The sequence below is a fragment of the Streptomyces sp. NPDC032126 genome (assembly GCF_055580085.1).
On the sequence record NZ_JBVIMA010000002.1, the window covers coordinates 1 to 12,490 of the forward strand.

A 12,490-nucleotide genomic window follows, 5' to 3' on the forward strand; every position below is an offset into this window, starting at 1 on the left:
CTGGCGTTGATTTTTGGCACGCTGTTGAGTTCTCAAGGAACGGTCGCTTCCTTTGTACTCACCCTCTCGGGCTTTCCTCCGGGCGCTTCCCTTCGGTCTTGCGTTTCCGACTCTATCAGATCTTTTTCTCGATCCGATTCCCTGTCGGCGGGTTGTCTGCGGGCCTTCTCGCTTTCGCTTGTCGGCCCTTCGACATTCACTACGTTAGCCCATTCCCTCGCGAGCTCATAATCGAACTTTCGCAAGTTCGAATTCAGGCATGCGGGCACGCCGAATTCGCCCCTGCTGAGGGGTGACCGTAGGTAGTGGTTTGGCCGCTTCCGGCTGCAGGCGATCGCCGTACCCGGTTCAAGCGGCTCGGGCTACATTACGCGCCTCCCCAAGACGCGTCAACTTCGCCTGCGCCGGGGGGTGTGGGCCCGGTAAGGGCTCACCGTGGGGTCGTCGGCGATCCAGAAGCGCCAGGGGTGGACCTCCCCGTCGCCGCCCTCGCCGGCCACACCGGTGCGCGGGCCGTTGCGCACCTGCTCAGGGGTGACCGGTGTGCCGTGCAGGATCCTCAGAGGTGTCTCCCCGGTGGCGCACGCGTCCGTGCCGTCCAGGGCCCGGTCCACGTCCAGGGCCGTGGCCAGGCGGGCCGGGCCTTTGGCCAATTCCTGATCGCTCCGGGCCGACAATCGACGTTTGCGGGCCTGTTCGGCGCCGTCGACGATCTCGCCGGCGCGCAGCAGGACCGCGCTCGCTGTGCCGTCCGGACCGCACACCAGGTTCATGCAGTGCCACATGCCGTAGGTGAAGTAGACGTACACATGTCCGGGCGGACCGAACATCACGCGATTGCGGGGCGTGCGGCCACGGTACGCGTGGGAGCCGGGGTCGTTCCGACCGTCGTAGGCCTCCACCTCTGTGAGGCGGAGGGTGATCGGACCGTCGGGGGTCGTACGGACGAGGTGGCGGCCGAGGAGGTCGGGGGCGACCTGGAGGACGGGCCGGTCGAAGAAGTCCCTCGGCAGGGGCGTACGGTCGGGGGTCGCGATCATGCTCTCCGAGCGTAATGCAGTCGGTGGGTGCGTCGGGGTGGTCAGAGCGCGTCCGGCTTGCCAGGGTGTGGGCGCGGAACCGGCCGCGTCCGGATCGCGTTGGTAGGGATCAAGGGACCACTCGCAAGGGTCCAGAGGACCAGTCGCACAGGTCGTAGAGGGAGAGTCATGGCGTTCAAGAAGCTGCTCGCGAGTCTGGGGGCCGGTGGCGCCTCGGTGGAGACGGTGCTGACGGAGGTCAACGTCGTCCCGGGCGGCGTCGTCCAGGGTGAGGTGCGGATCCAGGGCGGGTCCGTGAACCAGGCGATCGAGGGTCTCTCCGTGGGTCTTCAGGCGCGGGTGGAGGTCGAGACGCAGGACGGCGAGTACAAGCAGGACGTCGAGTTCACGAAGGTGTCGCTGGGCGGGGCCTTCGAGCTTCAGGCCGGTGCGGTGCACGCCGTGCCGTTCGGGCTGGAGATTCCGTGGGAGACGCCGATCACCATGATCGACGGCCAGGCGCTGCGCGGGATGAACATCGGGGTGACGACCGAGCTGGCGATCGCGCGGGCGGTGGACTCGTCGGACCTCGACCCGATCAATGTGCACCCGCTGCCGGCGCAGAAGGCGATTCTCGACGCCTTCGTGCGGCTGGGCTTCCGTTTCAAGAACGCGGACATGGAACGCGGTCACATCCGGGGTACGCGGCAGCGGCTGCCGTTCTACCAGGAGATCGAGTTCTTCCCGCCGTCGCAGTACCACGGGCTGAACCAGGTCGAGCTGAGCTTCGTCGCCGACGGCGACGCGATGGACGTGGTCCTGGAGATGGACAAGAAGCCGGGTCTGTTCAGCGAGGGCAGTGACACCTTCCGCTCGTTCCAGGTGGGGCTGCACGACTTCCACACGACCGACTGGGCGGCGTACCTCAACCAGTGGCTGTCCGAGGTCGGCAGCAAGCGCAACTGGTTCTAGGCTCGGTCCCGTACCGGACGCACCGATTCAGGAGGTACCGAGGTGACCGAGCTCAAGCGGCGGCCGCTCCCCCATGACTTCCATCCGCCCGTGCCGTCGTTCACGGTGACGAGCGAGGACATCGTGGAAGGGGCGACGCTCAAGGGCGACCAGGTCTACGCGCAGGGGAACGTCTCGCCGCAGCTGCGCTGGGAGGGTTTCCCGCCGGAGACCAAGAGCTTCGCCGTGACGTGCTACGACCCGGACGCGCCGACGGGCAGCGGGTTCTGGCACTGGGTCCTGTTCGACATCCCCGCCTCCGTGACGGAGTTGCCGGTGGGTGCGGGCAGCGGCAAGTTCGAGGGGCTGCCGGAAGGCGCCGTCCACGCGCGCAACGACTACGGGTCGAAGGACTTCGGCGGGGCCGCTCCGCCGCCCGGGGACGGGCCGCACCGGTACGTCTTCACGGTGTACGCGGTGGATCAGGAGAAGCTCGGTCCCGACGCCGACGCCTCTCCGGCCGTCGTGGGCTTCCATCTGCGGTTCCACGCGATCGCTCGCGCTCAGCTGATCGGGGAGTACGAGAATCCCGCAGAGGGATGAGTCATCTCATCGTTCACTGAACGTTTGCCCGTCTCTGGTCTTGGAAGTGATCAGGGGCGGGCATTTTTTATTGCGTTGTCCATCTCGGCGCGCCCGTCCAGAGTTGATCCAAGCCCGCCGGGGGGTGGGCAGACGCGCACGGGAGGTGGGCTGGTATGCGGGACACGCTGGTACTCAACGCGAGCTTCGAGCCGCTGTCGACGGTGACGCTGAACCGAGCCGTGGTTCTGGTGCTCCAGGACAAGGCCGTCGTCGAGCAGGCCCACCCCGAACTGCGGATGCGGGGCGCCGAGGTGGACATACCCGCGCCCCGGGTGATCAGGCTGTGCAGGTACGTACGGGTGCCGTTCCGAAGACAAGCTCCGTGGTCGCGGCGGGGGGTGCTGGTGCGGGACCGGCACCGGTGCGCGTACTGCGGCCGCAGGGCGACGACCGTGGACCATGTGGTGCCGAGGGCTCAGGGGGGTCAGGACACCTGGCTGAATACGGTGGCGTCGTGCGCGGAGGACAACCACCGTAAGGCGGACCGGACTCCGGAGCAGGCGGGGATGCCGTTGCTCCGGTTGCCGTTCGAGCCGACTCCCCAGGATGCGATGTTGCTGGCGCTGGGCCGGGACGACTTCGCCGCGCTGCCGGAGTGGTTGTCGGTGGAGGCGGCTTAGCGGTCGCCGGTGCGGGTTGTTCGTGGCTTGTCGCGCAGTTCCCCGCGCCCCTTTCCGGGGTGCGGGGAACGCTCGTTTTGAGGTCCCGTCAGTCGATGGACGGCTTCTCCCGGCGTTCCGTTCCCGGGTTGCCGTTGTTGCCGTTGTTGCCGCCGTTCGAACCGCCGCCCAGGGGGCCGAAGTTGCCCATGGCGCCGGAGAGGCCCTTGAGGGCGTCGCCGATCTCGCTGGGGACGATCCAGAGCTTGTTGGCGTCGCCCTCGGCGATCTTCGGGAGCATCTGAAGGTACTGGTAGGAGAGGAGCTTCTGGTCCGGGTCGCCGGCGTGGATCGCCTCGAAGACCGTGCGGACCGCTTGGGCCTCGCCCTCGGCGCGCAGGGCGGCGGCCTTGGCCTCGCCCTCGGCGCGCAGGATCTGGGACTGCTTCTCGCCCTCGGCCGTGAGGATGGCGGCCTGGCGGGTGCCTTCCGCGGTGAGGATCGCGGCGCGCTTGTCACGGTCGGCGCGCATCTGCTTCTCCATCGAGTCCTGGATGGAGGTCGGGGGCTCGATGGCCTTCAGCTCCACGCGGTTGACGCGGATGCCCCACTTGCCGGTGGCCTCGTCGAGGACGCCGCGCAGGGCCGCGTTGATCTCCTCGCGGGAGGTCAGGGTGCGCTCCAGGTCCATGCCGCCGATGATGTTGCGGAGGGTGGTGACGGTGAGCTGCTCGATGGCCTGGATGTAGCTGGCGACCTCGTAGGTCGCGGCGCGCGCGTCGGTCACCTGGTAGTAGATGACGGTGTCGATGTTGACGACCAGGTTGTCCTGGGTGATCACCGGCTGGGGCGGGAAGGGCACGACCTGTTCGCGCAGGTCGATGCGGTTGCGGATGGTGTCGATGAACGGGACGACGATGTTGAGCCCCGCGTTGAGTGTGCGAGTGTAGCGGCCGAAGCGCTCGACGATGGCCGCGCTGGCCTGTGGGATGACCTGGATCGTCTTGATCAGGGCGATGAAGACCAACACCACCAGAATGATCAAGACGATGATGACCGGTTCCATCGTGCTCCCCGTACCCTTCTCCGCCTCGGCGCTTTCGGAAGATCTTATGGTTGTTGAAGATCTTGCTGGTCGAGTCTGACAGACCGTCGTGCACCTCGGGGGGCGTTCCGGCGCAGTGCCGCGAACTGTCCGTCAAGTGTCCGTCGTGGAGCGTCACATGACGATCGCCGTGGCCCCCTCGATGTCCACGACATCGACCTCCTGGCCCGGTTCGTAGGCCTGGCCGCTGTCGAGCGCGCGTGCCGACCACACTTCCCCGGCGAGCTTGATGCGGCCACCCGAGCCGTCGACGCGTTCCAGGACGACGGCTTGTCTGCCTTTCAACGCGTCGATACCCGTGGCGAGTTGGGGCCGCTGTGAGCGGTGCCGGGTCGCGATGGGGCGTACGACGGCGATGAGGGCGACGGAGACGATGACGAAGACGAGCACCTGGGCGACGACGTCGAAGCCGAGTCCGGCGGCGACGGCAGCGGCGATGGCGCCCACCGCGAGCATGCCGAACTCGGGCATCGCGGTCACGACGAGCGGGATTCCGAGCGCGGCCGCGCCGACGAGCCACCACACCCATGCGTCGATGTCGTTCACACGGTCATGGTAGGACCGCGCGTCCTGCGCGGACAGGGCGCGACGGGGGCCTTCGGGGGCCGTTGGGGCCCTGGGCGGCCGGTCGCGGCGGGCGTCGGGGACCGGTCGGGGAGCGCGTCAGGACAGCGGCAGGCCCTGGGCGGTCCAGCGGTCGCCGACCTGCTCGACGACGAGCGGGAGGCCGAAGCAGTGGGAGAGGTTGCGGGAGGTGAGTTCGAGCTCGATGGGGCCGGCGGCGAGGACCTTGCCCTGACGGATCATGAGGACGTGGGTGAAGCCGGGGGCGATCTCCTCGACGTGGTGCGTGACCATGATCATCGAGGGGGCGATGGGGTCGCGGGCGAGGCGGCCGAGGCGGCGGACGAGGTCCTCACGGCCGCCGAGGTCGAGGCCCGCGGCAGGCTCGTCGAGGAGGAGGAGCTCGGGGTCGGTCATCAGGGCGCGGGCGATGAGGGTGCGCTTGCGCTCGCCCTCGGAGAGGGTGCCGAACTTGCGGTCCAGGTAGTCGGTCATGCCGAGGCGGTCGAGGAAGGCGCGGGCGCGCTGCTCGTCGACCTCCTCGTACTCCTCCTGCCAGCCGGCGGTCATGCCGTAGGCGGCGGTGAGCACGGTCTGCAGGACGGTCTGGCGCTTGGGGAGCTTCTCGGCCAGGGCGATGCCGGCCACGCCGATGCGGGGGCGCAGTTCGAAGACGTCGGTGCCGGGCTTGCCGAGGGTCTCGCCGAGGATCGTGGCGGTGCCCGTGCTGGGGTAGAGGTAGCTGGAGGCGACGTTGAGGAGGGTGGTCTTGCCGGCGCCGTTGGGGCCGAGGATGACCCAGCGCTCGCCTTCCTTCACCGACCAGGAGACCTGGTCCACCAGAGCCCGGCCCTCACGGACCACGGATACGTCCTGAAGCTCCAGAACATCGCTCATGAGCGCGTTGTCTCCCCTTGCAGTGTGGCCGGTCTCGGCTGTCGCGTACGCCTGTGGCTCGGTCCGCCGCGCCGGTGGGCACGGTCCTCAAGGAAATCTACGCCACCCGTCGGCCGGGCCGTTCCATCGGTCCGGTCCTTAGGGTGGGGGCATGCTCTCGGAACCGCGCTCTGGTCGCCTCGCCGCTTGGGGAAATGCCCTTTTGGCCGGACTTGTCTCTCCGGATGACGCCGTGCTCGCCATCGTCGGCGAGGACGCGGTGCATCGGGTGGAGGGTCTGCCCGGGGAATCCGCTCCCGTCGGACTGACGCTCGCGCTCGGGAGGTTGCGGGCGCTGGGCGTGGCCGGACTGCGGGTCGCGCTGCCCGCGCCGGGACATCCGCTGGGGCTGAGCGGGCCGCCGGACTTCAACGCGCGGGCGCTGGAGGCCGAGGAGGCGGTGATCTGTCACGGGGCGGCGCTGGGGCTGGTGCCCGAGGTGGACGAGGCCGGGCCCGAGGGCGATGTCCATGTCGAGGTGGTGTGGCACTGCCTCGCGGTACGGGAGGCGCCGCCCGCGGACGTGCCGTCGCTCGGGGAGGCGGAGCGGGAGCTCGCGGAGGCCCTGCGGGAGGCGACGGAGGTGCTGACGCGGCTGGACGTGGCGGGGTCGGGGCCGGTGGCCGCGGCGGCGATCGACGCGTACCGGGCTCGGGCCGAGCGGGGGCGGGAGGTGCTGGCGCCGGGGTATCCGCCGCGGGCGGTACGGGTGCTGGAGCTGGCGCAGCGGGTGGGGCTGTTGGTGTCGCTGGCCCAGCGCAAGGGTCATGGGGGTGCGGTCAGCTCCGCCGAGATCGCGGCTCGGTCCGAGGCGTTGCGGCCGGTGGAGCGGACGGCGCGCAGGGCTCAGGTGGCCGCGTACAACGCGTATGTGGAGGAGCGGGAGCGGGGCGCGCGGTGAGGCGATGCGGGCGCGGCCGGTGTCGCCGTGCCATGACGTAGGGCCCCGCCTGTCGTCGTCGACCTGCGGGGCCCTACGTCGTCCGGGAACGGGATCAGTCGTTGACGCCCGTGTTGCCGAAGGCCGGGTTCAGACCGGCGATGCCGTTGACCGTGTTGCCGACCACGTTGACCGGGATGTGGACCGGGACCTGGACGACGTTGCCCGAGCCGACGCCGGGGGACTTCACGGCCGCGCCCTCGGCACCCGCGTCGGCGACAGCGGCACCGGCGGAGGCGCCAGCGGCGATACCGGCGACGGTGAGGGCCACGGCGGCCTTCTTGGCGATGTTCATGAGAAGCGTTCCTCCTGCGTATGCGTACCGACCCGGCCGTGGGTCGTGTGCTTTTCAACGCGGGAGCGGTCATGAGCGGTACGGGAGACGACCGTAAGACAGCCCGTTCGGATCATTGGCGCGACAAACAGATCAGTGGTTGAGACCCAGGTTGCCGAAGGCCGGGTTCAGGACGCCGATGACGTTCACGCTGTTGCCGACCACGTTGACCGGGACGTGCACCGGGGCCTGGACCACGTTGCCCGAGGCGACGCCCGGAGAACCCTTGGCCTCACCGTGGGCCCACGCGCCGCCGTCGGTGGCGGAGGCCATCCCGGCTCCGGCGGCCATCAGTCCGCCGGCCACCATCGTCACGGCCGCCGCCCTCTTCAGGTTCTTCACTGTCCAACCCCTCCTCGTGATCACCGCGGCGGGTGCCGCGGTACGCACTGAAGAACGGCCCGGGCCGGCCGGGGTTGCGCCATCCGGGGGACATTCCCACGACGGTATGAATCTCCGACCAGCTGTTCTCAGCCGCTCACCCCATGGCGTACGGCCCACAGCGCGGCCTGGGTGCGGTCCGCCAGGTCGAGCTTCATCAGGATGTTCGAGACGTGGGTCTTGACCGTCTTCTCGGACAGCACCAGGGCGCGGGCGATCTCGCGGTTGGAGCGGCCGTCCGCGATCAGGCCCAGCACCTCCCGCTCCCGCTCCGTGAGGGAACCGGCCCTGCCCTGGCCGCCGCCGGTCTCCTCCTGCGACAACAGAGCGCCCGCGACCTCGGGTTGGAGCAGGACGTGCCCGGCGTGCACGGAGCGGATGGCGGCGGCGAGGGCGTCGGGGTCGACGTCCTTGTACACATAGCCGGCGGCGCCCGCGCGCAGGGCCGGCACGACGGTGCGCTGTTCGGTGAAGCTGGTGACGATCAGCACGCGCGCGGGGTTGTCGAGTTCGCGGAGTCGGCGCAGGGCGTCCACGCCGTCCATGCCGGGCATCTTGACGTCCATCAGGACGACGTCGGGCCGCAGCTCCTCGGCGCGGGCGACTCCCTCGGCGCCGTCGGCGGCCTCTCCGACGACCTCGATGTCGTCCTGGACCTCCAGGAAGGTGCGCAGGCCCCGGCGGACGACCTGGTGGTCGTCGACGAGCAGCACCTTGATTGCGTCAGCCACCGGGGACCTCCATCTCGATCGTGGTGCCCTTGCCGGGCGCCGATTCCACCGTCAGGGCGCCGCCGACCCCGCTGGCGCGGTCCCGCATGGAGACCAGGCCTAGGTGGCGTCCCGCGCTGCGTATCGCCTGGGGGTCGAAGCCGCTGCCGTCGTCCGTGACCCTCAGGACGGCGCCGGACCCGCGCTTGGCGAGGGTCACGTCGACGCGGGTCGCGCCGGAGTGGCGCAGGGCGTTGTGCAGGGCCTCCTGGGCGACGCGCAGCAGGGCCTCCTCCTGGGCGGCGGGAAGGGCGCGGACGCCTCTGCCGAGGAAGGTCACGCGCGCGGTGTGGGCGCGGTCGAGGACCTGGATCTGGGTGCGGAGGGTGGCGACGAGGCCGTCCTCGTCGAGGGCGGCGGGGCGCAGCTCGACGACGGCGGCGCGCAGTTCGTCGCTGGCCTCGGCGGCGAGGGCGGCGACCTGCTGGAGCTCGCCCTTCGCGCGCGTGGGGTCGCGGTCGACCAGGGCGGCGGCCGCCTGGGCCGTCAGGCGCAGGGAGAAGAGCTTCTGGCTCACCGCGTCGTGCAGTTCATGGGCGAGGCGGGAGCGCTCCTCGGCGATGGTCAGTTCGCGGCTGCGCTCGTACAGGCGGGCGTTGGTGAGGGCGATCGCGGCGTGCTGGGCGAGGATGGCGAGCAGCTCCTCGTCCTCCTCGGTGAAGCCGCAGCTGCCTTCCGGTTTCGCGCACCTCTTGTTGGCGAGGAACAGGGCGCCGATGGTCTCGTCGCCGTCGCGGATGGGCAGGCCCAGGAAGTCGGACATCTCGGGGTGGGCGGCGGGCCAGCCCTCGAAGCGGGGGTCCTTGCGGACGTCGGCCAGGCGCTCCGGCCTCGCCTCGTGCAGCATCGAGGCGAGGATGCCGTGCTGGCGGGGCAGGGGGCCGATGGCGCGCCACTGCTGCTCGCTGACGCCGTCGACCACGAACTGGGCGAAGCCGCCGTGGTCGTCGGGGACGCCCAGTGCGGCGTACTGGGCGTCGAGCAGCTCGCGGGCGGAGGCGACGATCGTCTTGAGGACGTCGCGCACCTCCAGATGCCTGCTCATGGCCAGCAGCGCGGAGCTCACCGCGGCGAGGCCGGACCGGGGACCTTGACTCATGCCCTCACGGTACCGGCGGCCGGTGACAGTCCGGATCGGACCGGTGACGGCACACCCCTGCGACCAGGGACCTAGGGCCGCGGGCCGGAGCCGGCCTAGGTCCCCGGTCCCGGGCGGACGGCGTAGGACGAAGGGACCCGGGGGGCTGGGGCTCGCGCCCGAGGTGGGGCTCGTCAGGGCGTTCCTACGGTGAGGGCACCGCCGGACGGAGGCGGTCGGGACGAGGGGACGGTTGTCATGCCGGTTGCGATCATCACGGGGGCTTCGAAGGGACTGGGCCGGGCGCTCGCCGAGGCGCTGGCCGCGCGCGGCTGGGATCTGGTGCTGGACGCCAGGGACGCCGGCCGGCTGAGGGAGGCGGCGCGGGAGCTCACGGTGTACGGGACGCGGGTGGCGGGCCTGCCCGGGGACGTCACGGACGCCGGCCACCGTGCCGAGCTGGTGGCGGCCGCCTGGCGGTTCGGGGGCGTCGATCTGCTGGTGCACAACGCCAGCGCGCTGGGCGCGGAGCCGCTGGTCCGGCTGGAGGGGCTGGCGCTGGACGGGCTGCGGCGGGCGCTGGAGGTGAACGTGGTGGCGGCGCTGGGGCTGGCCCAGGAGGCGCTGCCGCTGCTGCGGGCGGCACCGGCCGGCGCGGTGATCGCCGTCAGCTCGGACGCGGCCGTCGAGGCGTACGAGACGTGGGGCGGCTACGGGGCGTCCAAGGCGGCCCTGGACCAGCTGGCGGCGGTGCTGGGCGCGGAGGAGCCCGGGCTGCGGGTGTGGGCGGTCGATCCCGGGGACATGGCGACCGACCTGTACGCCACCGCCGTACCGGACGACGACGGTCCGCGGCCGGAGCCGGCCGGTGTGGTGCCGGCGTTCCTGCGCCTGCTGGACGAGCGCCCGGCGAGCGGACGGTACGGCGCTCCGGCCCTGCTGGAGTCGCGGTGACGGTGGCCATGGGGGTCCCCCGGCGCGAGCCTGTTCGAGCGTGGGGGAGGGTGCCTGAGGAGCTGTCGGCGCGCGTGCCGGCCGAGCAGCGCGGGGCCGGCCTGGACCGGGACGCCGTACGGCTGCTGGTGTCGCGCGGGACGGAGGTGGCGCATCACGCGTTCGGGGAGCTGCCGGGTCTGCTGCGGGCGGGGGACCTGCTGGTGGTGAACACCTCGCCGACGCTGGCCGCCGCGGTGGACGGGGTGATCGGGCACGCGCGTGTGGTGGTGCACTTCTCCACGCGGGGCGACGACGGGCGCTGGGCGGTGGAGCTGCGGGAGCCGGACGGACGGGGCACCACGCGTGCGCGTGCGGGCGGCCCGGCGGGGACGCGCGTGCGGCTGCCGGAGGGGCTGGGACTCGTCCTGGAGGAGCCGCTGAGCGGGCGGGGCGAGCGGTTGTGGTGGGCGAGGGTGTCGGGTGCCGCCGATGCCGGGCGGGGTGTGCTGCGGCTGCTTCAGGAGCACGGGCGGCCCATCCGCTACTCCTATACGGCGCGGGACCAGCCGCTGTCCGTCTATCAGACCGTGTTCGCCCTCCCCTCCCCCGACGGGTACGGCAGCGCGGAGATGCCGAGTGCCGCCCGGCCCTTCACGGCCCGACTGGTGGCGGAGCTGGTGAGCCGGGGCGTGCAGTTCGCGCCGGTCGTGCTGCATACCGGGGTGGCGTCGGCGGAGGCGCACGAGCCGCCGTATCCGGAGCGGTTCGCGGTCCCGGAGGCGTCGGCGCGGTCGATCAACGCGGTGCGGGCCGGAGGGGGGCGGGTGATCGCCGTGGGGACGACCGCCGTACGGGCGGTGGAGTCGGCGGCCGGTGCCGACGGGGTCGTGCGGGCGGCCGAGGGATGGACGGATCTCGTGGTGACGCCCGAGCGGGGGGTGCGGGCGGTGGACGGCCTGCTGACGGGTCTGCACGAGCCGGAGGCCTCGCATCTGCTGATGCTGGAGGCCGTGGCGGGGCGGGCGGCGATCGACCGGAGCTACGACGCTGCGCTGAGGGGGCTCTACCTGTGGCACGAGTTCGGCGACGTGCACCTCATCCTCCCGGACGAGGATCCTCACGCATCGCATTGCGCCCGCAACTCTTGGTGAGAGACCTATGGGGCTGATGTGAGGCCGCGCATAGGGCGCAGATCACGTACGAAGGTGGATAGGAGATAAAGCGGGCCCGTCCGAACGGGACAGACGGTGTGGTCTGTCCCGTTTTGCCCTTCCCCGATCCACTACCGGGCATCGTAGGTCACATCTTTGCCCGGTCATTTTGCGGCCGCTAAGAATGGCTTCCGTCGCTCAGCGCCGCGGGTCTCCACCCGCGGCGTTCGTGCCGCAAGCACCCCTGTCCCACTCGGACGACGGAGCGACCTCCGCGCTATTCGAAGAGGTCTATTCGCCATGCCCAAGAACACCCACAAGATCGCGATGGCCGGTGTCGCCGCGCTCGGTGCCACCGCCTTCGCCTTCTCGGTGGTGCCGGCCGACGCGCAGACGACCACGAGCGAGGCCGCCGCGTCGAACCGTGTGGCGTACAGCTCCGAGCAGCTCCACGGGGTCAGGGCCAGTGTGACCGACCGTCTCGCCGACGCCAGCGTCAAGATCGACGCCATCGAGGCGAAGAAGCAGGCCGCCGCGAACGCCGTCAAGAAGAAGGCCGAGGCCGCGCAGAAGGCCGCCGCCGAGGTCGCCGCGAAGAACGCGGCCGCGAAGAAGGCCGCGACCAACAAGGCCGCCGCGAAGAAGGCGGCCGCCAAGAAGGCCGCCGCGAAGCGGGCCGCCGCCGCGCGCAAGGCCAGGGAGGCCGCGAGCCGCTCCGCGAAGCGCGCCGCCATCAAGCGGGCCGCGGTCAAGAGCTACGCGAACAACCTCGACGGCTGGATCCGCGAGTCGCTCGACATCATGAAGAAGCACGGCATCCCGGGCAGCTACAACGGCATCTACCGCAACGTCATGCGGGAGTCCTCCGGCAACCCGATGGCGATCAACAACTGGGACATCAACGCCATCAACGGCATCCCGTCCAAGGGCCTGCTCCAGGTGATCCAGCCGACCTTCAACGCGTACCACGTGGCCGGCACGTCCTGGAACATCTACGACCCGGTCGCCAACATCACCGCCGCCTGCAACTACGCGGCCGACCGCTACGGCTCCATGGACAACGTCAACAGCGCCTACTGAC

The 12,490-nt window shown here is 70.7% G+C and carries 15 protein-coding genes; 7 read left to right on the plus strand and 8 right to left on the minus strand.

Annotation, left to right across the window (positions count from 1 at the left end; genetic code table 11):
- Nucleotides 1-389 precede the first annotated feature (389 nt).
- Entirely contained in the window at nucleotides 390-1,040 is a 651-nt protein-coding gene (locus tag ACZ5NW_RS08495; protein ID WP_468743022.1) for a DNA-3-methyladenine glycosylase, read from the minus strand.
- Nucleotides 1,041-1,208: 168 nt separating this feature from the next.
- On the opposite strand from ACZ5NW_RS08495, the gene ACZ5NW_RS08500 reads away from it, so the two are divergent.
- From ACZ5NW_RS08500 to ACZ5NW_RS08510, 3 genes are all read left to right on the plus strand, one after another.
- Nucleotides 1,209-1,991 (plus strand): sporulation protein, encoded by a 783-nt coding sequence (locus tag ACZ5NW_RS08500; protein WP_468743023.1) that lies wholly within the window; start codon nucleotides 1,209-1,211, stop codon nucleotides 1,989-1,991.
- A gap of 42 nt (nucleotides 1,992-2,033) precedes the next feature.
- Nucleotides 2,034-2,573 carry a YbhB/YbcL family Raf kinase inhibitor-like protein gene (locus tag ACZ5NW_RS08505; protein ID WP_468743024.1) on the plus strand — a complete coding sequence of 180 codons (540 nt, stop codon included), beginning with the start codon at nucleotides 2,034-2,036 and terminating at the stop codon, nucleotides 2,571-2,573.
- A gap of 155 nt (nucleotides 2,574-2,728) precedes the next feature.
- Entirely contained in the window at nucleotides 2,729-3,235 is a 507-nt protein-coding gene (locus ACZ5NW_RS08510; RefSeq protein WP_468743025.1) for an HNH endonuclease, read from the plus strand.
- Nucleotides 3,236-3,323: 88 nt separating this feature from the next.
- Here ACZ5NW_RS08510 and ACZ5NW_RS08515 read toward each other — a convergent pair whose 3' ends face one another.
- From ACZ5NW_RS08515 to ACZ5NW_RS08525, 3 genes are all read right to left on the minus strand, one after another.
- Complete coding sequence (locus ACZ5NW_RS08515) at nucleotides 3,324-4,280, minus strand: SPFH domain-containing protein (RefSeq protein WP_468743026.1); 957 nt, start codon at nucleotides 4,278-4,280, stop codon at nucleotides 3,324-3,326.
- Nucleotides 4,281-4,433: 153 nt separating this feature from the next.
- Nucleotides 4,434-4,865, minus strand: coding sequence for an NfeD family protein (locus tag ACZ5NW_RS08520; protein WP_468743027.1), 432 nt, complete (start codon nucleotides 4,863-4,865; stop codon nucleotides 4,434-4,436).
- A 117-nt stretch (nucleotides 4,866-4,982) separates the two neighbouring features.
- The gene (locus ACZ5NW_RS08525) at nucleotides 4,983-5,780 is read right to left on the minus strand and encodes an ABC transporter ATP-binding protein (RefSeq protein ID WP_468743028.1); all 798 of its coding nucleotides are present in this window, start codon (nucleotides 5,778-5,780) and stop codon (nucleotides 4,983-4,985) included.
- Nucleotides 5,781-5,931: 151 nt separating this feature from the next.
- On the opposite strand from ACZ5NW_RS08525, the gene ACZ5NW_RS08530 reads away from it, so the two are divergent.
- Nucleotides 5,932-6,720, plus strand: coding sequence for a hypothetical protein (locus ACZ5NW_RS08530; protein ID WP_468743029.1), 789 nt, complete (start codon nucleotides 5,932-5,934; stop codon nucleotides 6,718-6,720).
- Between the two features lie 94 nt (nucleotides 6,721-6,814).
- Here the strand turns inward: ACZ5NW_RS08530 and ACZ5NW_RS08535 are convergent, their stop codons facing one another.
- The 4 genes from ACZ5NW_RS08535 to ACZ5NW_RS08550 all read right to left on the minus strand — a co-directional run bounded on the left by ACZ5NW_RS08535 (nucleotide 6,815) and on the right by ACZ5NW_RS08550 (nucleotide 9,343).
- Nucleotides 6,815-7,054: a chaplin gene (locus ACZ5NW_RS08535; RefSeq protein WP_468743030.1), complete on the minus strand. Its 240-nt coding sequence runs from the start codon at nucleotides 7,052-7,054 to the stop codon at nucleotides 6,815-6,817.
- A gap of 132 nt (nucleotides 7,055-7,186) precedes the next feature.
- On the minus strand, nucleotides 7,187-7,435 hold the full coding sequence (gene chpE / locus ACZ5NW_RS08540; protein ID WP_468743031.1) for a chaplin ChpE: 249 nt from the start codon (nucleotides 7,433-7,435) through the stop codon (nucleotides 7,187-7,189).
- Between the two features lie 128 nt (nucleotides 7,436-7,563).
- Nucleotides 7,564-8,205, minus strand: a complete 642-nt coding sequence (locus ACZ5NW_RS08545) for a response regulator (RefSeq protein ID WP_468743032.1) — start codon at nucleotides 8,203-8,205, stop codon at nucleotides 7,564-7,566.
- The gene (locus ACZ5NW_RS08550; RefSeq protein WP_468743033.1) at nucleotides 8,198-9,343 is read right to left on the minus strand and encodes a GAF domain-containing sensor histidine kinase; all 1,146 of its coding nucleotides are present in this window, start codon (nucleotides 9,341-9,343) and stop codon (nucleotides 8,198-8,200) included. Before ACZ5NW_RS08550 ends, ACZ5NW_RS08545 begins: the two co-directional genes overlap by 8 nt.
- Nucleotides 9,344-9,580: 237 nt before the next feature.
- Here ACZ5NW_RS08550 and ACZ5NW_RS08555 point away from each other — a divergent pair, with 237 nt between their 5' ends.
- From ACZ5NW_RS08555 to ACZ5NW_RS08565, 3 genes are all read left to right on the plus strand, one after another.
- On the plus strand, nucleotides 9,581-10,276 hold the full coding sequence (locus tag ACZ5NW_RS08555) for an SDR family NAD(P)-dependent oxidoreductase (RefSeq protein ID WP_468743034.1): 696 nt from the start codon (nucleotides 9,581-9,583) through the stop codon (nucleotides 10,274-10,276).
- 8 nt (nucleotides 10,277-10,284) lie between these two features.
- Complete coding sequence (locus ACZ5NW_RS08560; protein ID WP_468743853.1) at nucleotides 10,285-11,409, plus strand: S-adenosylmethionine:tRNA ribosyltransferase-isomerase; 1,125 nt, start codon at nucleotides 10,285-10,287, stop codon at nucleotides 11,407-11,409.
- Between the two features lie 300 nt (nucleotides 11,410-11,709).
- Nucleotides 11,710-12,489: a transglycosylase SLT domain-containing protein gene (locus ACZ5NW_RS08565; protein ID WP_468743035.1), complete on the plus strand. Its 780-nt coding sequence runs from the start codon at nucleotides 11,710-11,712 to the stop codon at nucleotides 12,487-12,489.
- Nucleotide 12,490 lies beyond the last annotated feature (1 nt).